This window comes from Archangium primigenium, assembly GCF_016904885.1.
GTDB classification, from domain to species: Bacteria; Myxococcota; Myxococcia; order Myxococcales; family Myxococcaceae; genus Cystobacter; species Cystobacter primigenius.
In genome coordinates, this window is the sequence record NZ_JADWYI010000001.1 from 4,728,954 (window position 1) to 4,752,266 (window position 23,313).

At 69.5% G+C, this 23,313-nt stretch carries 18 protein-coding genes; 15 read left to right on the forward strand and 3 right to left on the reverse strand.

The genetic code is table 11. From position 1 onward, the window contains the following. Positions 1 to 22: 22 nt before the first annotated feature. Positions 23 to 1,399, reverse strand: a complete 1,377-nt coding sequence (locus I3V78_RS19570) for a GGDEF domain-containing response regulator (protein ID WP_204489983.1) — start codon at positions 1,397 to 1,399, stop codon at positions 23 to 25. A gap of 46 nt (positions 1,400 to 1,445) precedes the next feature. Between I3V78_RS19570 and I3V78_RS19575 the strand changes: the two genes are divergently transcribed. The 4 genes from I3V78_RS19575 to nadC all read left to right on the forward strand — a co-directional run bounded on the left by I3V78_RS19575 (position 1,446) and on the right by nadC (position 8,064). Next, complete coding sequence (locus tag I3V78_RS19575; protein ID WP_204489984.1) at positions 1,446 to 2,261, forward strand: defective in fruiting DifE; 816 nt, start codon at positions 1,446 to 1,448, stop codon at positions 2,259 to 2,261. Between the two features lie 125 nt (positions 2,262 to 2,386). Then, positions 2,387 to 3,664: a response regulator gene (locus I3V78_RS19580; protein ID WP_204489985.1), complete on the forward strand. Its 1,278-nt coding sequence runs from the start codon at positions 2,387 to 2,389 to the stop codon at positions 3,662 to 3,664. 97 nt (positions 3,665 to 3,761) lie between these two features. Next, complete coding sequence (locus I3V78_RS19585; RefSeq protein WP_204489986.1) at positions 3,762 to 7,199, forward strand: valine--tRNA ligase; 3,438 nt, start codon at positions 3,762 to 3,764, stop codon at positions 7,197 to 7,199. Between the two features lie 16 nt (positions 7,200 to 7,215). Further along, positions 7,216 to 8,064 (forward strand): carboxylating nicotinate-nucleotide diphosphorylase, encoded by an 849-nt coding sequence (gene nadC / locus I3V78_RS19590; protein WP_204489987.1) that lies wholly within the window; start codon positions 7,216 to 7,218, stop codon positions 8,062 to 8,064. Here nadC and I3V78_RS19595 read toward each other — a convergent pair. Continuing rightward, on the reverse strand, positions 8,061 to 9,683 hold the full coding sequence (locus I3V78_RS19595; RefSeq protein ID WP_204489988.1) for an alkaline phosphatase family protein: 1,623 nt from the start codon (positions 9,681 to 9,683) through the stop codon (positions 8,061 to 8,063). The two genes, nadC and I3V78_RS19595, sit on opposite strands and share 4 nt — an antisense overlap. 109 nt (positions 9,684 to 9,792) lie before the next feature. On the opposite strand from I3V78_RS19595, the gene I3V78_RS19600 reads away from it, so the two are divergent. From I3V78_RS19600 to I3V78_RS19615, 4 genes are all read left to right on the forward strand, one after another. Next, entirely contained in the window at positions 9,793 to 10,197 is a 405-nt protein-coding gene (locus I3V78_RS19600) for an acyl-CoA thioesterase (RefSeq protein WP_204489989.1), read from the forward strand. 52 nt (positions 10,198 to 10,249) lie between these two features. After that, the gene (gene glpX, locus I3V78_RS19605; RefSeq protein ID WP_204489990.1) at positions 10,250 to 11,215 is read left to right on the forward strand and encodes a class II fructose-bisphosphatase; all 966 of its coding nucleotides are present in this window, start codon (positions 10,250 to 10,252) and stop codon (positions 11,213 to 11,215) included. Between the two features lie 60 nt (positions 11,216 to 11,275). Then, positions 11,276 to 11,701 (forward strand): type II toxin-antitoxin system RatA family toxin, encoded by a 426-nt coding sequence (locus tag I3V78_RS19610; RefSeq protein ID WP_204489991.1) that lies wholly within the window; start codon positions 11,276 to 11,278, stop codon positions 11,699 to 11,701. A 385-nt stretch (positions 11,702 to 12,086) separates the two neighbouring features. Then, positions 12,087 to 12,266, forward strand: a complete 180-nt coding sequence (locus I3V78_RS19615) for a hypothetical protein (RefSeq protein WP_204489992.1) — start codon at positions 12,087 to 12,089, stop codon at positions 12,264 to 12,266. A 12-nt stretch (positions 12,267 to 12,278) separates the two neighbouring features. On the opposite strand, the gene I3V78_RS19620 is transcribed toward I3V78_RS19615, so the two are convergent. Beyond that, complete coding sequence (locus I3V78_RS19620) at positions 12,279 to 13,355, reverse strand: ADP-ribosylglycohydrolase family protein (RefSeq protein WP_204489993.1); 1,077 nt, start codon at positions 13,353 to 13,355, stop codon at positions 12,279 to 12,281. A 73-nt stretch (positions 13,356 to 13,428) separates the two neighbouring features. Here I3V78_RS19620 and eno point away from each other — a divergent pair, with 73 nt between their 5' ends. From eno to I3V78_RS19655, 7 genes are read left to right on the forward strand one after another with little or no spacing between them, the layout of a single operon-like run. Further along, a complete protein-coding gene (gene eno, locus I3V78_RS19625) occupies positions 13,429 to 14,733 on the forward strand; it encodes a phosphopyruvate hydratase (RefSeq protein WP_204489994.1) in 1,305 nt (434 codons plus the stop codon). A gap of 48 nt (positions 14,734 to 14,781) precedes the next feature. Beyond that, complete coding sequence (surE, locus tag I3V78_RS19630; protein ID WP_204489995.1) at positions 14,782 to 15,570, forward strand: 5'/3'-nucleotidase SurE; 789 nt, start codon at positions 14,782 to 14,784, stop codon at positions 15,568 to 15,570. Further along, positions 15,567 to 16,427 (forward strand): M23 family metallopeptidase, encoded by an 861-nt coding sequence (locus tag I3V78_RS19635; protein ID WP_239576494.1) that lies wholly within the window; start codon positions 15,567 to 15,569, stop codon positions 16,425 to 16,427. The genes surE and I3V78_RS19635 overlap by 4 nt, the downstream gene beginning before the upstream one ends. A 36-nt stretch (positions 16,428 to 16,463) precedes the next feature. Continuing rightward, entirely contained in the window at positions 16,464 to 17,477 is a 1,014-nt protein-coding gene (locus I3V78_RS19640) for a hypothetical protein (RefSeq protein ID WP_338023673.1), read from the forward strand. A gap of 21 nt (positions 17,478 to 17,498) precedes the next feature. Further along, a complete protein-coding gene (locus I3V78_RS19645) occupies positions 17,499 to 18,635 on the forward strand; it encodes a tetratricopeptide repeat protein (RefSeq protein WP_204489997.1) in 1,137 nt (378 codons plus the stop codon). Between the two features lie 33 nt (positions 18,636 to 18,668). Beyond that, a complete protein-coding gene (locus I3V78_RS19650) occupies positions 18,669 to 19,976 on the forward strand; it encodes a sensor histidine kinase (RefSeq protein WP_204489998.1) in 1,308 nt (435 codons plus the stop codon). A 36-nt stretch (positions 19,977 to 20,012) separates the two neighbouring features. Next, positions 20,013 to 23,309 (forward strand): CHAT domain-containing tetratricopeptide repeat protein, encoded by a 3,297-nt coding sequence (locus tag I3V78_RS19655; protein ID WP_204489999.1) that lies wholly within the window; start codon positions 20,013 to 20,015, stop codon positions 23,307 to 23,309. Positions 23,310 to 23,313 lie beyond the last annotated feature (4 nt).

Genomic DNA, 23,313 nt, shown 5'->3' on the forward strand with positions numbered 1-23,313 from the left:
GAGAGACTCCGGGCGCCGGGGCTCAGCTGCCCGTGGGCTGGCTGTGCCGCGCCGCGGGCGTGGCCTCCAGGCCCTTGGCGGCGACGTAGACCACGTTGCGCGGCCCCTTCTTGCCCCGGTACATGGCACGGTCCGCCATGTCCAGCAGGGTGGCCTTGTCCAGGGTGTGCTCGGGGTAGCTGGCCACGCCGATGCACGTGGTGAGCGTCACCATGTGGCCCTCGGCGGCGAGGAAGCGGTGGCCCTCCACGGCGCGTCGGATGCGCTCGGCCACCTTCAGGGCCGTGCCCGAGTCGGTGCCCCGCAGGAGCACCACGTACTCGTCCCCGCCGTAGCGCACCGCGACATCCCGATCCCGCACGCAGCTCTTGAGCACGTGGGCCATCTCCACGAGCAGCTGCGAGCCCAACACGTGGCCGTGGGTGTCGTTGACGGCCTTGAAGTAGTCCAGGTCCAGGAACAGCAGGCTGAACACCCCGTGGGTCTGCTGGGCGCTCTTGAACTCGCGGTCCAGCACCAGGTGCAGGTAGCGCAGGTTGAAGAGGTGGGTGAGGTCGTCCAGGTAGGCCAGGTCCTCCACCTGCGCGATGCGGCCGTGGTTGCGCAGGGCGAGCGCCAGGCTGCGGCCGAGGAACGCCGCGGGCTCGATGAGGCTCGGGGAGGGCGGCGCGGCGAAGAAGAGCAGGGCGCAGCCGAGCAGCTCGTCGCCGTCCACCGCCGGCACGGCGAGGGCATGGTCCCACTCACCCAGCGGCCCCGCGAGCAGCCGCGTCTCGCGCAGCTCCTTCACCTGGGGCAGCAGGTGGCTGAGCAGGGCGCTCTCCTGGGCCGTGCCCGACAGCTTCAGCGAACCGAGCGTGCGGGGACGGCCCTGGGGGTCGAACTGCACCAGCAGCACCGCCTCGGCCACGGCGGTGGTCAGGAAGGCATTGCTGGCGGTGTGCGCCAGCTGGGCGCGATCGAGCGTGGTGGAGATGCGCTGGCCGGCCTCCAGCAAGGTCACCGAGCGGCGCAGGGCGGCGTTCTCCTGGAGGAGCTCGCGCGTGGCCAGGGCCCGGTTCACCGCGTGCTGGAGTACCTCGGGCGCCACGGGCTTGACGAGGTACTCGGCCGCGCCGCCCTTGAGGGCCCGCACCGCCGGGTCCACCTTGTCCAGGCCGGTGATGACCACCACCTCGATGCCCGGGTGATTCTCCTTGGTGTGGCGCAGCACCTCGATGCCATCGCCCTGGGCGAGGATGAGATCCGTCACCACCACGTCGTACCGCTCCCGGGCCAGGGCCTCCTTGGCCTCGGGAATGGAAGCGACCGCGGTCACCTCGTGACCCAGCTCCCGCAGAGCGTCGCCGTACAAGGTCCGGGCCATCTTTTCGTCATCGACGAGGAGCAGACGCGCCATCGACCGGGGCTTAGCATCAAGGCCCCGGGGCTGCTAGCCTGCGTGTGTGCCCCTCTTCGAAAGCGGACGCCGGCTCTGTCTTCTGTTGGAAGCGGGCAACACCCACTTCTGCGTCGAGGCCACGTCCATCACCGAGGTCGCGGCGCCCGGTCCCGACGAGACGAGCCTGCGCGGCGTGCTGGACATCCAGGACCTGTCCGTGCTGCTGGGCGGCGAGCCCGAGTCGGTCCCGGGCATGGTCGTGGTCCTCGACGTGAGTCCCACCCTGGCGGTGCGCGTGCGCTCCATCGTGGAGGTGGTCGACGTGGCGCGGGCCACGCACTTCGTGATGCCCTCGGGCCTGGGCGCCACCCTGGCCGCGACCAGCCATGGCGCGGTGCTCTACAAGGAACGGCTCTTCCTGGAGATCAACGCCGATGCGCTGCCCCAGGCGCCCGGCGGAGCCCCGGCCGCCACGGCCCTGGGGGTCCACCTCGCGTCCGCCCCGCCGGAGCGCGCGCTCGTCTTCGAGTCCCAGGGCCGCCTGTTCGGTCTGCCCTTGGGCTGCGTGTCCCAGGTGGCGATGCGCGGCGCGGCCTTCTGTTCACTTCCGGGACGAGGCGGGGCCATCGCGGGGCTGATGCCGCACGGCCCGGCGCTCTGGCCGCTCTACTCGGCGCCCGCGCTGCTGCTGGGGGCTCCGGTGCTCGCCGAGGACTTCCTCGTGCTGGCCGAGGTGGAAGGGCGCCGCCTGGGGCTGTGCGCCTCGCGCGTGCTGGGCGTGTTTCCCCGCTTCCAGGCCACGGAGAGCCCCGGGGAGTTCACCGCGCCCGGGCTCCCGGCGCCCGTGCTGTTCGCGGACCTGGCACGCATGTTTTCGTGAGGGGCCGCTCAGTTTTCTTGAAGGCCCGGGTGGGCAACCGTAAGCTGCCCGGCCTGTATGAAGGGACGCCCAGTCCCTGTTTCTCAACGAATTCTGGGGGGTTGGATCCCCCGAGGCCCGAACCGATGCCCAAGAATCTGCTGGTCGCCGATGATTCGCTCACCATCCGCAAGGTGATCGGGATGATCTTCGCGACCGAGGACTTTCAGGTCACCGCGGTCGACAATGGGCTGGACGCCATCGCGCGCAGCCGTGAGTTGCGTCCGGATGTGGTGCTCGCGGACGTGATGATGCCGGGCAAGAACGGCTACGAGGTCTGTGAGGCGCTCAAGCACGACCCGTCCACCCAGCACATCCCCGTGCTCCTGCTGGCCGGCACCTTCGAGGCCTTCGACGAGGCGCGTGCGCGCAATGCCCGGGCGGACGACCACATCGCCAAGCCCTTCGAGAGCCAGGTGCTGCTCGACAAGGTGAAGACCCTGGTGGGCCAGAAGGGCAACACGATGCCCGCGTCCGCCGCCACGCAGGTGATGGCGCCCTCCGCGCCGCCGCCCGCAGCCGCCGCCCCGCCGCGTCCCGCCGGCCCTCCCGGCGCGGGTCCCGGTCCTCGGCCGCCGGGTCCCGGTCCGGGTCCGGGCGCGCCGGGCATGGCCCGTCCGGGCGGTCCTCCGGGGCCGGGCATGGGTCCGGGTCCTCGTCCGGGCATGCCGCCTCCGGGCATGGCCCGTCCGGGCATGCCGCCTCCGGGCGCTCCGCCTCCGGGTGCCCGTCCGGGCATGCCGCCTCCGGGTGCTCCGCCTCCGGGCATGGCCCGTCCGGGCATGCCGCCTCCGGGCGCTCCGCCTCCGGGCATGGCCCGTCCGGGCATGCCGCCTCCGGGTGCTCCGCCTCCGGGTGCTCCGCCTCCGGGCATGGCCCGTCCGGGCATGCCGCCTCCGGGTGCTCCGCCTCCGGGCATGGCCCGTCCGGGCATGCCGCCTCCGGGTGCTCCGCCTCCGGGCGTCGCGGGCCTGCCGCGTCCTCCGGGCGCCGGGCTTCCGGGTGCGCCCCCGGGAGGCGCCATCCGGGGCCGGGATCCGTTCGGTCTGGCCGCGCCCGCGCCCCAGCCGCCTCCCGCCGCGCCCGTCGTCGAGGCGAATGGCCTCGAGGATCTGTCCCTGGATGACTCCGAGCCGCTGACGCCCGAGCCGGCGCCCGCGCCCGTGGCCGCTCCTCCCGCGCCCGTGGCCGCGCCCGCCGCCCGCTCGGCGGATGGGGGCGAGGCCGTGCTCCGGGACGCCCTGTCCAAGGCGTCGCGCGAGGTCATCGAGAAGATCGCCTGGGAGGTCGTTCCCCAGCTGGCCGAGACCATCATCCGCGAGGAGCTGGAGCGGCTCATCAAGGATCGCGAGACGAAGCACTGAGCAGTTCCGCGACGTTCATTTTTCCCCTCGATTTCCCGACCGGCCCTCGTCGGGCCGGTCCTTCCACCGGCCCTGGGGGCCGGTTCTCTTTTTTCCTATGAGCGACACGACCGAACTGCCGAAGTCCTACGAGCCCAAGGAAGTCGAGGCCCGTTGGTATGCCTGCTGGATGGAGCGCAACTACTTCCGCGCCGAGACCACCGCGGACAAGCCCTCCTTCAGCATCGTGCTGCCGCCGCCCAACGTGACGGGCAGCCTGCACCTGGGCCATGCGCTCACGGCCACCATCCAGGACATCCTCATCCGCTGGAAGCGCATGAGCGGCTACAACACCCTCTGGGTGCCGGGCACGGACCACGCGGGCATCGCCACGCAGATGGTGGTGGAGCGCGAGCTCAAGGAGAAGGAGAAGAAGAGCCGCCACGACCTGGGCCGCGAGAAGTTCCTCGAGCGCGTGTGGGAGTGGAAGAACAAGTACGGCCAGCGCATCAACGAGCAGCAGAAGGTGCTCGGCGCGAGCCTGGACTGGAGCCGCGAGCGCTTCACCATGGATCCGGGCGTCTCGGCCGCCGTGCGCGAGGTGTTCGTGCGGCTGTACGAGGAGGGCCTCATCTACCGGGCCCAGAAGCTCATCAACTGGTGCCCCTCGTGCCACACCGCGCTCAGCGACCTGGAGGTCGAGCACGAGGAGAAGCAGGGCTCGCTCTGGCACCTGCACTACCCGGTCAAGGACAGCGACCGCAGGCTCACGGTGGCCACCACGCGTCCCGAGACGATGCTCGGCGACACCGCCGTGGCCATCCACCCGGATGACGAGCGCTACCTGGGGCTGGCCGGCAAGTTCGTGGTGCTGCCGCTCACCGGCCGCGAGATTCCCATCATCGCCGACGCGGAGCTGGTGGACCCCGCCTTCGGCACGGGCGTGGTGAAGGTGACGCCCGCCCATGACTTCAACGACTACCAGACGGGCCTGCGCCACAAGCTGCCGCAGATCACCGTGCTGGACGAGGCCGCGCGCATCAACCTCGAGGGCAGCGCCTACGCGGGCATGGACCGCTTCGCCGCGCGCAAGAAGATCCTCGAGGACCTGGCCGAGCAGGGCCTGCTGGAGAAGGAGGAGCCGCACAAGCTGTCCGTGGGCGGCTGTCAGCGCTGCGGCACCGTGGTGGAGCCGCGCCTGTCTCCCCAGTGGTTCGTGAAGATCGAGCCCCTGGCCAGGCCCGCCATCGAGGCGGTGGAGCAGGGCCGCACGAAGATCATCCCGGAGTCGTGGACCAACACGTACTACCACTGGATGCGCAACATCCACGACTGGACCATCAGCCGCCAGCTGTGGTGGGGCCACCAGATTCCCGCCTGGTACTGCGCCGACTGCAGCCCCCGCCTGGAGGCCACCGGCGCCATCGACTACGCGCGCGCCGAGCCCCTCGTGTCGCGCGCGGCCCCCGCGGCCTGTCCGAAGTGCTCGGGCTCCAAGCTCGAGCAGGATCCCGACGTGCTCGACACGTGGTTCTCCTCGGGCCTCTGGCCGTTCAGCACCCTGGGCTGGCCCGAGCAGACCGACGAGCTCAAGGCCTTCTACCCGAACTCCGTCATGGAGACGGGCCACGACATCCTCTTCTTCTGGGTCGCCCGGATGATGATGTTCGGCCTGCACTTCATGAAGGACGTGCCCTTCCGCACCATCTACCTGCACGCCATGGTGCGCGATGAGAAGGGCGAGAAGATGTCCAAGACGAAGGGGAACGTGATCGATCCCCTCGATCTCATCCTGGGCGCGCCCCCCGAGCAGCTCAACAAGAACCTGCGCAACAAGTACCCCCAGGGCATGCCCGCCCACGGCGCCGACGCGCTGCGCTTCACCCTCGCGTCGCTCACCCAGCAGGGCCGCGACATCAAGCTCTCGCTGGACCGCGTGGCCGGCTACAAGGCCTTCGCCAACAAGCTGTGGAACGCCAGCCGCTTCGTCCTCATGAACATGGGGGACTTCTCGCTGGACGCGCGGCCCCTCCCCGAGCGCGACCTCACGCTCGCGGACCGGTGGATCCTCTCGCGGCTGCAGCGCGCCACCGCCCTCACGCGCACCTCGCTCGAGGCCTTCGCCTTCGCCGAGGCCGCCAGCACGCTCTACCAGTTCCTCTGGTCGGAGTTCTGCGACTGGTACATCGAGCTGGCCAAGGGCTCGCTCTACGGCGAGGACGCCGCGTCCAAGGACACCACGCGCGCGGTGCTCGTGTACTGCCTGGACCGCATCCTGCGCCTGCTCCACCCGTTCATGCCGTTCATCACCGAGGAGATCTGGCAGAAGCTGCCCATGGCGCGGCCCACCGACTCCATCATGATCGCCCCGTTCCCCGAGCCGGACACGGCGCTGGAGAACCCGGCGGCTGAGGCGGAGATCGGCACGGTCATCGCCGCCATCGACGGCCTGCGCACCCTCCGCGGCGAGAGCAACCTGGCGCCCTCGGCCCGCATCACCGCGATCGTGCAGAGCCCCGAGGCGCGCACCCGCGAGCTGCTCGAGCGCTGGCGCGGGGATGTCACCCGCCTGGCGGGCCTCGGGGAGCTGACCATCTCCGCGCCCGGCCCCAAGCCGGCCCTGTCCGCCGCCTTCGTGGGCGCCCAGTTGGAGATCTACGTGCCGCTCGCGGGCCTCATCGACGTGGACGCCGAGCGCGAGCGCCTGGGCAAGGAGATCACCCGCGCCGAGCAGGAGGCGGGCGGCATCAAGCGCAAGCTGGACAACCCCAACTTCGTCGCCAAGGCCCCGCCGGACGTGGTGGAGAAGGATCGCGCCCGCGTCGAGGAGCTGGAGGCCCGTGTCTCCAAGTTGCGCGACAACCTGGGTCGGCTCACGCCCGAGGCCGAGGCCGCCGTGCCCCAGGTCCCGGATCTCGCCGACCCGGAGCACGCGCCCGAGCCGGTGCGCGAGGAGGCCCGGACCCAGACCGTCGAGACCGGAACCTCCGCGCCCGAGGCCCAGGCCGCGGCGCCCGCGGAGGCCTCCGAGGCGCCGCGTGAGCTCAACACCCGGACGATCGCCGACTTAGAGGAAGGGCAGGACGAGGAGGAGGAGCAGGAGCCCCTCTCCTTGGAAGAGGCGCCCGACCAGCCCCTGGAGACCGAGGTCTACAAGCCGGCTCTGGACATGCCCGACGAGGAGCCAACGGCTCCGGCCCGCCCCGCGCGCACGTCGGGTGCTCGCAAGCCGGCCAAGAAGGCTCCGGCCAAGAAGGCTCCGGCCAAGAAGGCCGCGAAGCAGGCGCCCGTGAAGAAGGCTCCGGCCAAGAAGAGCGCCGCCAAGAAGGCTCCGGCCAAGAAGGCCGCGAAGAAGGGTGCCGCCAAGAAGGCTCCGGCCAAGAAGGCCGTGGCGAAGAAGGGCGCCACCAAGAAGGCTCCGGCCAAGAAGGCTCCGGCCAAGAAGGCTCCGGCCAAGAAGGCCGTGGTGAAGAAGGGCGCCACCAAGAAGGCTCCGGCCAAGAAGGCCGCCGCCCGGAAGAAGTCGCCCGCTCGCGGCTCCAAGCCCCGGCGCTAGCGCGACAGGAGACACGATGCGCACGGACGCCTTCCTGGATCGCCTCATCTCGCTCGCCCTGGAGGAAGATCTCGGGGCGGCGGGCGACATCACCACCGAGGCCCTCGTGCCCGCCGAGGCGCGGGGGTCGGCCGAGCTGCTCGTCAAGGAGCGGCTCGTGCTCGCGGGCCTGGACGCCTTCGTCCAGGTCTTCCGGCGGGTGGATCCCGACGTGCGCGTGGAGCTGCTCGCGACCGAGGGCGCGGAGCTGGCGGCCGGTGCCATCGCGGCCCGGCTGCATGGCCGACTGCGCTCGCTGCTCACCGCCGAGCGCACCGCGCTCAACATCATCCAGCGCACCTCGGGCATGGCCACGCTGGCCCATCAGGTCATGGCCGCGGTGAAGGGCAGCCGGCTGCGCATCCTCGACACGCGCAAGACGGCCCCCGGTATGCGCGCGCTGTCCAAGCAGGCCGTCAAGGCGGGCGGGGCGTCCAACCACCGCTTCGGCCTCTTCGACGGCGTGCTCATCAAGGACAACCACATCGCGGCCGTGGGCGGCTCCATCCGCGAGGCGCTCCGCCGGGCCCGCGCCAACGCGCCCCAACTCGTGAAGATCGAGATCGAGGTCACCACCCTGGAGCAGCTCGCCGAGGCGCTCGACGAGGGCGCCGACGTGGTGATGCTCGACAACATGGACGACGCGCAGGTGCGCCGCGCGGTGGAGCTCACCGCGGGCCGGGTGCCCCTGGAGGTCTCCGGCGGCATCACCCTGGAGCGGCTGCCCCGGCTGGCCGTCCTGGGCGTGGACTTCGTGTCCATGGGGGCGCTCACCCACTCGGCGCGCGCCATGGACCTGTCCCTGGAGATCCTCCAGACGGCCTAGAGTCCGCCGCCGAGGGCCTCGTAACGTGGGGTCCCCTCGGCGGAGGCGGGCGGGAGCATCTCCAGGGCCGCCGCCAGGGTGGGCGCCACGTCCGTGGTGCTGATCTCCCGCAGGTAGGTGCCCGGCCGCACGCCCTTGCCCGCGAAGAGCACCGGCACCAACTGGTCGTACGCGTAGGGCGCGCCGTGGTTGCTGCCGAAGGTGTCGTTGGACAGCACGTGGAAGGGCTTCACCACGTAGAGCACGTCGCCACTGCGCTGGGGGTAGTAGCCGCGCCGCAGGAGCATGGCGTAGCCCCCCACGTCCGGCATCGTGTAGAGATCATCGCTCGCCACCGCGAGGGCGATCTCCGGCTGCTGGCGCAACCAGTCGGCCGTGGCGCGGCGCACCGCCGCCGGGTCCCCCTTGCCGTCCTCGAGCGTCTTGCCGCCCAGGTACACGTCCGATTCCTCCACCGTGGCCGTCACGTCGCCGCCGAAGCGCTTGCGCAGCACCTCGGTCAATTGCTGGCCGAAGCGCGCGGGATTCACGCGCCGCGCGCCCACGCCCGCGCCCGCCCACTGCTCGGGCACCGCCGCGCCGCCATGGTCCGCGGAGATCATCACCAGCAGGTTGCCCCGGCCGCCCGCGGCCTTCTCCGCGAGGGCGATGAGATCCCCCACCGCCTTGTCCAGCCGGAACATCGTGTCCTGCATCTCCCACGAGGTGGGCCCGTACTGGTGGTAGACGCGGTCGGTGGCGCTGAAGCTCACCCCCAGCATGTCGGGGACGTCGTCCTTGCCCAGCCCCTCGCCGGCGATGGCCGCCCCGGCCGCCTTCACGATGACGTCGAAGGACAGCGGCGAGACGGCGAAGGCGCTGTAGGACGCGGGGCCGGGCGCCGCGAGGCCTCCGGTGAGCGGGTGGGGGAACACCCGACCGAGCCCGTAGCTCTCGCCCTCCTGGGGCCGGTCATCCTCGCCGGTGTACTCGGCGCGCGGCCGGGACAGCTCCCACGTCTGGCCGTGCCAGGCACCGGGCGGCTGGGTGGTGTTGAAGTCCTTGAGCCAGCCGGGCAGCTCCTTCGCGTACCAGGTGCTGGTGATGAACTTCCCCACGGTGTCGTCGAACCAGTAGGCCTGCCCGAGCCGGCCCGCGAGCGGAATGGACGAGCGGGGCTTGCCCGACAGGGCGATGGCCTTGCCCTTCTCCTGGGTGGACAGGCGCAGCCGGTCGGCGAGCGTCTCGGCGAGCAGGTTGGCCGGGCTCACGTCGTCGGTGGACAGGGGGGCCTCGAGCACGGGGTGCTCGTCGTCGGGCAGGATCCGCACGGGCTTGCCGGTGGCGCGGTCGATGACGCGGTTGTCCACGATGCCGTGCCGCCACGGGTGGGCGCCGGTGGCGAGCGTGGCGTGGCCGGCCGCGGTGCGCGGCTTGGCGTAGCCATACCGCGCGTAGGGATAGAAGGCGCCCGTGTCGAGCAGCTTGCCCAGGCCGCCCTTGAGCTGGGGCCGGTGGCGCAGCAGCACGTCCGTGCCCATGGCGTCCACGGTGATGAAGAGCGTGAGGCGGGGCGGCTTCGCCCAGGCGGGCAGGGCGGTGAGCAGCAGCAGGGACAGCAGGGGTCGAGAGAGGGCCATGAGGGGGCGGAGTCCGCCACGCCTCCTGCTCAGAAGCAACCAACAGCCTCCAACTCCCACGCGGCGTGCCTTGCGCCCGGGCCCGTGCTTGTTACGGTCGAGCGGACCGATGGTCGAGGCACGCATCCGAGTCATCTACGGCGACACGGACCAGATGGGGGTCGTGTACCACGCCAACTACTTCCGCTACTTCGAGTTCGCTCGAGGCGAGTACTTCCGCGCGCGCGGCGGCAGCTACCGCGTGCTGGAGCGCGAGGAGGGCATCCTGCTGCCCGTCATCGAGGCCACGGCGGCCTACAAATCTCCCGCGCGCTACGACGACGAGCTGCTCGTGCGCGCCCACGTGAGCGAGCTCAAGCGCGCCTCGCTCACCTTCAGTTACGAGCTGCGGCGCCAGGACGCGCCCGAGCTCCTGCTGTGCACCGGCCGCACCGTACACGCCTGCGTGGGCCGTGATGGCAAGCCCACGCGCCTGCCGCCCGCGATCGTCGAGCGGGTGCGTCAGGCCGGCTGAACCCCCTTCCGCCTTTCCCCGTCTTTCCCCAACCCCGAAGGAGACACCCCCGATGGATCGCAACCTGGCCATGGAAGTGGTGCGCGTCACCGAGATGGCGGCCATCGCCTCCGCCCGGCTCATGGGCCGCGGCAACAAGAACGAGTCGGATCAGGCGGCCGTGGACGCGATGCGTCGCGCCTTCGACGCCCTGCACATCAACGGCACCGTCGTCATCGGCGAGGGCGAGCGCGACGAGGCGCCCATGCTCTACATCGGCGAGCCGGTGGGCCGCCGCCAGGCGGACGACCCGGGCGTGGACATCGCGCTGGATCCGCTCGAGGGCACCAACCTGTGCGCCTACGGCCGCCCGGGCGGCATCTCCGTGGTGGCCATGGCGGACAAGGGCAAGCTGCTCAACGCCCCGGACACCTACATGGAGAAGATCGCCGTGGGCCAGCGCGCCAAGGGCGCCATCGACCTGCGCCGCAGCCCCACGGAGAACCTGCGCGCCATCGCCGAGCGCATGAAGGTCTACGTGACGGACCTCACCGTCATCATCCTCGAGCGCGAGCGGCACGTGGACCTCATCAAGGAGGTGCGGGCCGCGGGCGCGCGCATCCGCCTCATCGAGGACGGGGACGTGGCGGGCGCCATCGCCACCTGCTTCGAGGACACGGGCGTGGACGTGCTCATGGGCACCGGCGGCGCGCCCGAGGGCGTCATCGCCGCGGCGGCCGTGCGCTCGGTGGGCGGGGACATGCAGGGCCGGCTCGTGCCGCGCAACGACGAGGAAGTGGCGCGCGCCCGGCGCATGGGCATCACCGACATGTCGAAGATCTACACCGCCGAGGAGCTGGCCAGCGGCGACGTGATGTTCGCCGCCACGGGCGTTACCACTGGCGACTTCCTGCGCGGTGTGCGCTTCTTCGGCGGCGGGTGCGAGACGCACTCGGTGGTGATGCGCAGCAAGTCCGGCACCGTGCGCTTCATCCAGTCCCGCCACAAGTTCGACAAGAAGCCCGGCTACAACCTCTAGAATCCCCGCTCGGAGTTTTCCCCTTCCGAGTTCCTCTTTCACCGCGGAGAAACACGCCCCATGGCTGGCGCCACTCGCTCCATCGTCATCAACGCCCCCCCGGAGAAGCTCTTCGACGTCATCACCAACTACGACAAGTACGGGGAGTTCTTGTCCGAGGTGAAGAAGGTCTGGACCTCGGACCGCAAGGGCAATGAGGTCAAGGTCCACTACGAGGTGGATGTCATCAAGACCATCCGCTACACCATCCTCGTCAAGGAGGAGCGGCCCCGGCGCATGTCCTGGACCTTCGTCGAGGGCGAGGTGATGAAGGACAACCAGGGCAGCTGGGTGCTCGAGCCCGAGGGCGAGGGCCGCACCAAGGCCACCTACACGGTGGACATGGCCCTGGGCGCCCTGGTGCCCAAGGCGATCGTCAACAAGCTGACCGAGACGTCCCTGCCCAAGATGCTCGAGGCGTTCAAGCGCCGCGCCGAGTCGACCTGAGTCACCCCCTGAGTCACCCGTTGCTGGGGGCCGGGGAGGGGAGGCGGGCTCCTCCCCCGGCCTGGGCCCCCTACGACCCGCAACTATCCGGAAGGCACTACTGAGACGCGCGGTGCCGCTTGCGGGGCGGACTGGCTGGATTACAATCTGGTCAACGTTCCCCCTATTCAGAGATGGACAGCCCTGAATCCCTGGAGCGTCCCGTCGTCCCGGTCGTCGGGCGGCGGACAGGCAGGCAAGCCCCACCGGCGGGCGCATCTCCAGAAAGGACCGAGGGCCTTATTTTGCATCTTGAAGTTCCAAGGAGCCCACGGGTGACGGGAGACCGGCAGTCGGGTGGCGGTAGGACGCAGTGGTACGTAGGCTGAGGGGAGAGACCGAACCCATGCTCGACGCCTTCATCATCGAGGAAATCAAGCGCCGGGAACGCACCCGCGACGATCGCGATCGCCCCGTCCTGGAGATTCCCCTCCCGGGGCCCGACGACCGTCCGCGCCGCCGTTCCGACGCCGAGGACGACGAGAAGCCGCAGCGCGGCGTCATCGTCATCGACCTGCGGAGCTAGCCTCCGCCGGTCCTATTCACCCACCTCCGGCGCGATCGTGAGCAGTTGCCGGGGATGGTAGGTGTTCCACAAGGCCCCGTCCCTGGGCCCCAGGGCGTCCAGCACGCCCTGGGACCAGTCGGAGGGAATGGCCTCCTCGCCGTGAAACGCCCCCAGCAGCGCTCCCGTGACGGCGGCGTTCACGTCCGCATCTCCCCCCCGGTTGATGACGTCCACCAGCGCCGCCTCGAAGGTGGGCGCGTGCAGGAGCTCCCAGTACGCCAGGCGCAACGCCACGCGCACCAGGGTGGGCTTGCGGTGCATGTGCAGCTCGGGCCAGTAGAGCTGGGGATCGTCCTGGCGCGCCGCGTCGAGGTCCTCGCGAATCGTCGCCGTGGCCACCGAGATCTCGTAGACGAGGTCGGGCATCAGGCGGCCGAGCATGGCGCTCGCCAGGGTGAGCTCGCTCAAGGTCGCCGTGAGGAGCGAGGGGGCGTCCAGGCCCTCGCCCGCTCCGAGCGCGTGGGCGATGGAGGCGTTGAGCGTGGCGCACGCCAGCTGGCAGCGGGGATCGAAGTGGGTGAGGGCCGAGTCGGCGAACGAGGCGCGCAGGCGCGTGTCTTGATCCCGGTAGAAGTAGACGCCCAGGGGGGCGGTGCGTGCGAGGCTGCCGTTGAGCGCCACCTTGCGCCCCCCGCGCAGCCACACCCGGCGCGCCGCCAGGGCCTTGGGCAGGGAAGACTCGAGCAGCTCCGTCATCACCTCCTCGGTGAACGGGCTCATGCCCTGGGCCGAGCGCTGCCAGCGCAGGTAGTGGCGCAGTTGCTCGTTCGCGTCATAGGTGCCCAGCTCGCGCAGGCCCACGCCCAGACAGCACGCCATCTGGCCACTTTCGCCCACCTGGCCCTTCTTGAGCTCGAAGGGGCCTCCGGCGCGCAGCACCCGGTGCACGCCCTCGGCGAGCGTGGGGAAGACGGGGGCGAGGAGGTTGCGCGACTTGAGCGGCGAGCCCAGCGCGTCTCCCACCACCAGGCCCATGAGGGCGCCGCGGCCACGGGAGCGGGGGTGGGGATCGGGGGCGGCGGGGGCGATGGGGCGGCGCGGAGGCATGGAGCGGGCGGCAGTGTAGCAACCCGGTGAGCAAGCTTGCGAGGTCCGAGCCTGTCCTCTAGAACCGCGCGCCATGACTGAGATCGCTCAAATCGTGGCGCGTGAAGTGCTCGACTCCCGTGGCAACCCTACCGTGGAGGCCGAGGTCCTGCTGGCGGGTGGAGCCAAGGGCCGTGCGGCCGTTCCCTCGGGGGCGTCCACCGGGGAGCACGAGGCGCTCGAGCTGCGGGATGGAGACAAGGGCCGCTACCTGGGCAAGGGCGTGCGCAAGGCCATCGAGAACATCACCGAGACCATCGCCCCCGAGCTCTTGGGCATGGACGCGGCGGATCAGTACTCGGTGGATCAGCAGATGATCGAGATGGACGGCACGCCCACCAAGAGCAAGCTGGGCGCCAACGCCATCCTCGCGGTGTCCATGGCCACCGCGCGCGCCGCGGCGGATGCCCACGGCCTGCCGTTCTACCGCTATGTGGGCGGCTCCCAGGCGCGCACCCTACCGGTGCCCCTGATGAACATCCTCAACGGCGGCGCCCACGCGGACACGCGCGTGGACATGCAGGAGTTCATGGTGGTGCCCGCCGGCGCCGCCTCGTTCTCCGAGGGCCTGCGCTGGGGCGCGGAGATCTTCCACGCGCTCAAGAAGATCCTCAAGGGCCGCAAGCTCAACACCGCCGTGGGCGACGAGGGTGGCTACGCCCCGGACCTGCCGGCCAACGAGGAGGCGCTCAAGCTCATCATGGAGGCCATCTCCTCGGCGGGCTTCAAGGCCGGTGAGCAGGTGTTCCTCGCCATGGACGTGGCCGCCAGCGAGTTCTTCGACAAGACGAGCAAGAAGTACAAGCTCAAGGGCGAGGGCAAGGAGTTCGATGCCTCGGGCCTGCTCGACTACTACCAGCAGCTCGCCTCGCGCTACCCCATCGTCTCCATCGAGGACGGCATGGCCGAGGACGACTGGGACGGCTGGAAGAAGATGACCGACGTCATGGGCAATACGCTCCAGATCGTCGGCGACGACCTCTTCGTCACCAACGTGGAGCGCCTGAGCCGCGGCATCGAGGGCGGCATGGCCAACTCCATCCTCGTCAAGGTCAACCAGATCGGCAGCCTCACGGAGACCTATGACGCGGTGCGCATGGCCCACAAGGCCGGCTACACCTCCGTCATGAGCCACCGCTCGGGCGAGACCGAGGACACCACCATCGCCGACCTGGCCGTGGCGCTCGACTGCGGTCAGATCAAGACCGGCTCGGCGTCGCGCTCGGACCGGGTGGCCAAGTACAACCAGCTCTTGCGCATCGAGCAGGAGCTGGGCGCCGGCGCGCGCTACGCGGGCATGCGGTCCATCAAGGGCCTGCAGGCCAAGGCGAAGAAGTAGTCCCGAGGCACCCCCACACCCCCGACCCTCCGAGAGCGAGCCCGCGCCGTGTCCGACAAGACTCCCCGCATCCTGGTCTCCAACGACGACGGCTACTTCTCGGAGGGTCTGCGCGCCCTGGTGGACGCGGTGTCCCCGCTGGGCGAGGTGTGGGTGGTGGCGCCGGATCGCGAGCAGAGCGCGGCCTCGCACGCCATCTCGCTCTGGCGCCCCCTGCGCATCACCCCGGTGCGCGAGCGCTGGTTCGCCGTGGATGGCACGCCGGCGGACTGCTCGTATCTGGCGGTGCACCACCTCATGAAGGATGCTCGGCCCCGGATCATGGTGTCCGGCATCAATCACGGGGCCAACCTGGCCGATGACGTCAACTACTCGGGGACGGTGGCGGCCGCCCGCGAGGCGGCGCTGCTGGGCATCCCCAGCATCGCGTTCAGCCTCGTGTCGCGCCCGCCGTTCGACTTCCGGCCCGCGGCGCGCTTCGCCCGCTCGCTGGTGGCCGCGGCGCTCGCCCAGCCCGCCTTGCCCCCGCGCATGCTCCTGAGCGTCAACGTGCCCCAGGGCGAGCCCACCGGCTACGCCATCACCCGTCTGGGCCGCCACTCCTACGGCTACGACGTGGTGGAGAAGGAGGATCCGCGCGGCCGCAAGTACTACTGGATCGGCGGCACCTCCTATCAACACGAGGACCTGCCCGGCAGCGACTGCAACGCCGTGCACTTCGACCGCCGCATCTCCGTCACGCCGCTCAACTTCGAGCTCACGGATCTCCAGGCGCTCCAGGCGCTGGAGCGCTGGACGCTCGAGGGCTTCGCGGGCGCGGGCAGGGGGGGGGATTGAGGTCGGGGCGGGCGGCGGCCCGCTGGGCGCGCTCCGGGTGGCTCGTGCCGCTCGCGCTGCTCGCGTCCACCGGGTGCGCGCTCACGTCGTCCTCGCTGGGCGGCGCCTCCGCCATTCCCACCGACGGGCAGCCCCTGGTGCTCGGCGAGCTGCGCGAGCCCCACGCCGAGCCGGAGCTCATCGCCCTGCGACACACCGTGGCGCCGGGCGAGACGCTCTACCGCATCGCCCTCAACCACGGCGTGAGCGTGGAGGCCCTGGCCTCGGCCAACGGCATCGACGATCCCCGCTCGCTCTCCGTGGGGCAGGAGCTCATCATCCCCCACGCGGAGCTGCGGCCCGTGCCCGTGGCCAGCGAGTCCTCGCCCACGCCCTCGCGCGCCCCGTCGGCGTCCTCCCGGCCGGCCTCCGCGGCGCGGCCGACGGGAAAGCCCGGGGCCAAGGGCGCCGCCGCCCGGCCCGTGCCGGAGACGAAGGGCACCCTGGACTGGCCCCTGAGGGGCGTGCTGTACGCCCGCTTCGGCAAGAAGGGGCGCGAGCCCCATGACGGCATCGACCTGGCGGTGCCCGCGGGCACGCCCGTCAAGACGGCCCAGGAAGGCGAGGTGCTGTACGCGGGGGAGCAGCGGGGCTATGGCCTCATCGTCATCGTCCGGCACTCCGAGCACCTCATCACCCTCTACGCCCACAACCGCGACCTGCGCGTGAGCACCGGCCAGAAGGTGCGGCGCGCCCAGGTCATCGCCACCGTGGGGGAGTCGGGCAAGACGAGCGGCCCCCAGCTGCACTTCGAGGTGCGGGTGGATGGCAAGCCGGTCGATCCGCTCGACTACCTGGGCCCCCTGCCCGCGTCGTGAACTCCCGCCACCGTCTGGTACTAGAGTGTGCGCCCCGTGAGCCGCTTTCCGCCGTTGCTCCTCCTGCCGTTGTTCGTCGCGTCGCTGCTGGCGGCCGCCCCCGTCCGGGCCGCTGACGCCACGCCCGCGCCCCTGCGTGTCGTGCTGCTGCCCCTGGAGGCGGACGAGGGCGCCCGGGACGAGGCCGCGGGCCTCACCGCGCTCATGGTGAGCCGGCTCGCCGAGTCGCCGCGGCTGCTCGTGTCCACCGAGGCGGACGCGGAGGCGGTGCGCGAGGCGGGGGCCTGCAAGGACGGCGCGTGCGAGGACGAGGCGGCCCGCGCGCGCCGCGCCCGCTACATCATCACCGGCCGCATCGACGCCTTCGGCTCGCGCTTCCTGCTCACCACCACGCTCGTGGACGCGGAGTCCGGACAGGCCCTGAGTCGGCCGCGCATGGAGGTGGCCGCGCGCGAGGCCCTGCCGCGCGCCGCGGTGGCGCTCGCGGATCAACTCCTCGCCACGCTCGTGCCCCAGGCGGACGCGCGCCCCGCGCCCACGCCCGAGTCCGGCGAGAAGCAGGCCCCCGGGGCCGGCTCGTTCATCGCGGGCCTCCGGGTCAACAACAGCCTCATCTCCAACCTGTCCTCGTTCAACCCGGGCGGCGACGTGGAGCTGGGCTACCAGTTCCATGCCGAGTGGGTGGTGTTCGCCCAGGTGGGCCTCACCTACGTGTCCTCCACCCAGGAGAACAGCAAGGGCGGCCTCAACCTGCTGCCGGGCGTGCTCGGCCTGCGCCACTACCACAACATCGAGCGGCCCCTGCGGCCCTACTGGGGCTTTGGCCTGGGCGTGCAGCTGTCCTTCGGCGAGTTCGGCATCTTCCGCCAGACGGGCGCGCTGCCCACGGTCATCGGCTTCGGGGGCCTGGAGTACCTCTTCTTCAACCACCTGGGCGTGCAGCTCGAGGTCTCCACCAACCTCGCCCAGGCCACGCTCGGCTTCGCCGATGGGGGCCTGGGCAGCGGCCTCAACCTGGATCTCAACGCCGGCCTCGCCTGGCACTTCTAGCAGTCCCCGGAGCCTCCTCCCATGTCCTCGCGCTGGCGTGTCCTGCCCCTCGTCCTCCTCCTGTGCGCGGCCTGTGACGACGGGCCCAAGATGCCGGGCCCCAAGGAGCAGGCCGAGGGCTACTACATCAAGGGCAATGCCGAGTACCTCCAGGGCAACTTCGACGAGGCGCTCAAGTCCTTCGACACCATGAAGACGCTGCAGCCGGAGGATCCGCGCCTGCCCGCGGCGCTCGGCGAGGTGTACCTGTCCATGGGCCGGCTCAACGACGCGCTCGCCCAGTTCGAGCTCGCGCTCAAGAACGATCCCAAGCGCTCCACCAACTGGAGCCGGGTGGGCTTCATCCACGCCCAGCTCGGTCACGTGGACGAGGCCCAGAGCGCCCTGCGCAAGGCCCTGGCCCTCTATCCCCGCGACTACAACGCGCTCGAGCAGCTGGCGGAGCTGCACCTCAAGCGCGGCGAGAAGGAGCCCGCGCTCAAGCACCTGCTGCTCGCCGCCGACGTCAGCCCGGACGCGCTCAAGGCCGGCCTGGTGATGCGCGCCGTGGACCTGCTCACCACCGAGGGGCGCCATGCCGAGGCGCTCCAACTGCTCACCGACGTCATCGCCAAGGGCCTGAGGGATCCGCAGCTGCTCACGGCGCAGGGGGACGAGCTGGTGCGCGCGGGGCAGTTGCCCGGCGCCGCGGCCGCCTACCGCGAGGCCGCGAGCAAGTCCCCGCGGGATCCCACCTTGTGGGAGCTGGTCGGTGAAATTTCCATGAAGCTGGACAAGCCGGGGGACGCGCAGGCCGCCTACCGCGAGTCACTGCGCGTGAAGGATCGCGCCATCATCCACGTGGCCCTGGCGCGGCTGCACCTGGGTCGCGGCGAGCGCGAGGCCGCCGAGCAGGAGTTGAACAAGGCCCTGGAGACCGTGTCCGGCTCGGACGTGCGCGAGATGACCGAGCTGGCGGAGCTGCTCGTCGCGTTCGGCCGCAAGCCCGACGCCCTGCGCATCTTCTCCAGCCTGAGCGCCGAGCCGGACCACGCCAAGGACGTGGCGCTGCAGCTGCGCACCGCCACGCTCGCCCGGGAGCTCAAGCAGGAGGGGATGGTGGCCTCGGCCTGCGAGCGCATTGCTCAGTCCGGCACGAAGCTCAAGAAGTGTCCTTGAGACCGCGAATCCCGTCGTAGCATTCCGCGTCGCATGGTGTCCGATCCCTCCGACGCTCAGGCCCTGTTGGACGCACAGCGGCGCAGTTACCTCAACGGGGCGATCTGCCTCGTGTGTGGCCTGCTGTTCCACTGCCTCGTGTCGGGCGAGCTGATCGTCCCGCTGGTGCTCTCCCAGCTGGTGTTGATCGGCGCGTTCCTCGTCATGGTGCTGACCCTGGGCCGGGGCTGGCTGACGTCGACCCGGGCCGGCATCCTCGGGGGCCTGTTCGGCCTGCTGTCCGCGACGCTCTTCGTCCACTGGAGCGGCGGGCCCGCCAGTCCCTACATCCACATCTTCGGCGCCCTGCCATTCATGCTGGCCCTGTTCACGCCCGGCAGCAGCCTGCCCACGCTGGTGAGCGGCTTCACGGCGCTCGTCGCGATGATGACCGTGAGCCTGTTGGATCGCAGGCCGCTGCGCCTGGTGGTGCTCCAGGCCTTCTTTGGCCTCGCGCTGCTGACGCTGGCCTTCCTGGGCACGCGGCTCTACCAGCGCGTGATCCACGCCCAGCGGCGGGCCCACGAGGAGCGCCTGCAGGCCCTGGAGCGGCTCGCGGAGAGCGAGCGGCTGCGGGGCCGCGCCGAGCGCGAGCGCGCGGAGGTGGAGCGGCTGGTGCTGGTGGGGCAGCTCGCCGCGGGGGTCGCCCACGAGGTGAACAACCCCCTGGCCTTCGTGAAGGCCAACCTGAGCTACCTCACGCGCGAGGCGGACGACCCCGCGCGGCCCCTGGATCGCGAGGAGTTCAAGAGCCTGCTCGAGGAGACCCAGCAGGGCGTGCTGCGCATCCAGCAGATCGTCACCGACCTCAAGGACTTCTCGCGCGCCGGGCACATGGGCGAGGAGGAGCAGGGGGACCTGGCCGAGGCCCTGCGCGAGGCGGGCCGCCTGGCCTCGGTGCGGCTGGGGGACGGGACCGAGGTGGCGCTGGAGCTCGGCGCGGCGCTGCCACCGGTGCGCCTGGGCCAGCGGCACATCGTGCAGGTGATGGTGAACCTGCTGCTCAACGCGGTGGATGCCATCGAGCAGGCCCAGCCCCCGCGTCGGCCCCTCATCCGGGTGCGCGCGTGGCGCGAGACGGACCACGTGCGCGTGCAGGTGGAGGACAACGGGCCGGGCATCCCTCCCGAGGCGCTGTCCCGGCTCTTCGAGCCCTTCTTCACCACCAAGCCCCCGGGCAAGGGCACGGGCCTGGGGCTCGCCCTGTGCCGGGAGTACGTCGGGCGGGTGGGCGGCACGCTCCACGCGGAGAACCGCGCCGAGGGCGGCGCCCGCTTCATCCTGTCGCTGCCCCTGGCTTGAGATACAGGCAGACTTCCCCCTAAAAATGGAGGGGTGATGCGTTGGGTCTTTGGTTGGATGTTGGTGATGACCTTGGGCTGTGCGACGGCAATAGAGACAGGTCGCCAGTCAATGGATGCGAGGCTGCTGGAGGCTCAAGCCGCCATCAACGTGGCCACGAAACTCAAGGAATCGGGCGGGTACTCCGCAGCCTTGGTACAAGCCGAGCATGCGCTTGCGCTCAGGAAGGAAATCCTTGGCGATGCGCATCCAGATGTCGCCAGTTGCTTGAATCTGTTGGGTGAACTCTACCTTCGACAAGGGGACATGGCTCATGCCGAGCAAGTCCTCGTGCGCGCTCTCGCCATCCGCGAATCGGTGTTCGGGCAGGATCATCTTGAGGTCGCTCAGTCGCTCAACCTACTTGCCTACCTGCACCAAATGCAGGGCTCGTACGAACAGGCCCAGTCCTTGTTCGAGCGAGCGCTTGCCATCCGGGAGGCCATTCTCGGCCCAAACCACTCCGATGTTGCCCGCGCGCTCAACAATCTCGCCAATCTCTACGAAGACCAAGGAATGTACAGCCAGACAGCGATTCTTCTACAACGTGCGCTCACGATTCTGGAGACGACATCCGGAAAGAATCACCTCGACGTCGCTGTCTTGCTCAACAGCCTAGCCGCCCTGGATATGGAACAGGGTTTCTACAACTCGGCCGAATCCCGCTTTCAGCGCTCGCTCGCCATCCGGGAGGCGGCCCTTGGTCCAAATCATCCTGATGTCGCCATTTTGCTCAGCAATCTCGCCGCCCTTTACTGGGTGCAAGGGTTGTATCATCAGGCCGAGTCCTTCCATCATCGTGCACTTGCCATTCAGGAAGTCGTCCTTGGTCCAAATCACCTTGACGTCGCGGACTCACTCAACAACATCGCCAACCTCTATTCGGATAGGGGATTGTATGGTTTGTCCGAGTCCCTCCTTCAGCGTGCACTCACCATCAGAGAGGCCGTCCTTGGTCCGAATCACCCTGATGTCGCTGACTCATTCAGCAGTATCGCCGCCCTCTACGCGGAGCAGGGACTGTACAGTAGGGCCGAGCCTCTTTTGCGGAGAGCTATCGGCATCATGGAAGCCTCCTTCGACAAAAATCATCCCCGCGTCGCCCAAGTGCTCAATTCGCTTTCCGCGCTTTATTTAAACCAGGGGTTCTACAGCCAAGCCGAGCCACTCCTCCAGCGTGCACTTGCCATCAGGGAGGCAAGCCTTGATGCTGGCCACCACGATCTCGCCAGGACGCTTAACAATCTCGCTATCGCCTACTCGGATCAGGGCTTGTACAGCCAAGCCGAGCCTTTATTCGAGCGCGCTCTTTCCATCAGGAAGGCGGCCCTTGGCGAGGAGCATCCCGAAGTCGCCCATTCGCTCAGATGTATAGCCGATCTCTACGCGGACCAAGGGTTGTACGAACGGGCAGAGCCTCTACTCAGGCGCTCGCTCACCATACGGGAGAAGGTTCTTGGCGAGAGCCATCCCCTCGTCGTCGAATCGCTTGACTCTCTGGCACGGTTGCGTTTGGGGCAGCATCGCCTTGCCGAGGCATTGCCCCTTCTTGCTCGCTCCTTCGCCATCACCGAACAGCGCCTGCGGGTTGAAGCGCTCGACTTTTCAGAGTCGCGTCTTTCTGAGTTTTTGAAGTATGTGCGCGAGGATGAGCAGTTTTTGTATGCACTGCTGCGTGCTCACCCGGACGACGCCCGAGTGCGTCGTCTGGTCCTGGGTGCCGTGCTTCTACGCAAAGGCCGTTCTCTCGAGGAGACCGCCAACGTCTCCCGCATCCTCAACCAGAAGTTGGGTGAGGCGGACCAGGAGGCACTCGAGCGGCTTCGAGGCTTGCGTACCCAACTGGCGGCCCTCTCGCTCGAGGGGCCTGGTGCCTCGCCTGCAGAGGCCTACCAGCTGCAGTATCAAAGCTTGATTAAGCACGGCGACATGATCGAGGCGGACCTAGCCAGTCGTTCGGCGCCTCTGCGTGCGCTCACCGCGCTGCCTGGTCCTTGGGACATCATCGACCGGGTAGCCAGGTCGCTTTCCAAGGACAGTGCCCTGATCGAGTTCATCGACTATGAGGACAAACCCCTTTCACCCAAAGCTGGTGTCCCCACAGCGAAGCGCGCAGGTCAGTCCTATTACCTCGCTTTGGTGCTCTTTCCGGATGCGTCCACCCGTGCCGTGGCGCTGGGCCGGGCGGAGTCCCTTGATGCCGCCATCTCACGTTTTCGTGAGGCCCTGACGAGCAAGGAACTGTCCGCGCAGGTCAGGGCGCGGGAACTCCACTCGCGTGTCTTCGCTCCTTTGTTGCCTTTGCTGGGGAAGACCCGTCGTCTCGTGCTGTCTCCCGACGGTCAGTTGGGCTTGGTTCCCTTCGCCGCCCTTCACGATGGCCGGGGCTACTTGGTGGACTCGTTTGACTTCACCTACGTCACCTCCGGACGTGAGTTGTTGCCTCGTCTCCAGCAAGGCGATCCAGCCTCCTCTGTCATTGTTCTCGCCAATCCACGGTTTTCCGCTCCTACCGCCTCGGGGAAAAGCGCGGTTCCGTCCGTCGCCGCTCCGCTCCAGCACTCGCGCCTTCTCCTTTCGGAGCCTGTGGACCCAAGCCGGAATGCCTGGGAGGCACTTCCCGGCACATTGCTGGAGGCGGAAGGAATACGGCGTCTGTTGCCCCAAGCGCGGCTCTTCCTCGGCGCCGACGCCACCAAGGAGCGGCTGTTGCACTTGACCACTCCAGGCATCCTCCACGTCGCCACGCATGGCTTCTTCCTCGGCGACTCGCCCTCCGTCCCGGGCGCTCGAGCGCTGGGGTTCATCGGCTCAAGGGACTGCCTCCCGCCGCCCCAGCAGGAGCCTCTGCTCAATTCCGGTCTCGTCTTGAGTGAGTCGCAAGCGGGGGGGACCGCGCCCGCGTGTCCCCATTCCTCCCTGGTCACTGCCCTGGAGTTGGCGGGGCTCGACCTGTGGGGCACTCAGCTCGTGGTGCTCTCCGCCTGTGACACCGGCCGGGGGAATGTACACTTGGGGCAGGGCATCTCCGGTTTGCGTCGCGCCCTGGTGGTGGCCGGCGCCGAGACCGTGGTCATGAGCTTGTGGAAAGTAGACGACGACGCCACGCGCCTGCTCATGGATGGCTATTACCGCAGCCTCCTGGCGGGGCGGGGGAGGGCTTCCGCGCTGCGCGAGGCCATGCGCTCGCTTCGGAAGACCCATCCCCATCCCCATGACTGGGCCTCCTTCATCGCCGTAGGCAGCGATGCGCCCTTGCGTGGCATCACGCCCGTGCCGTCGTTGATTCCCTGAATTA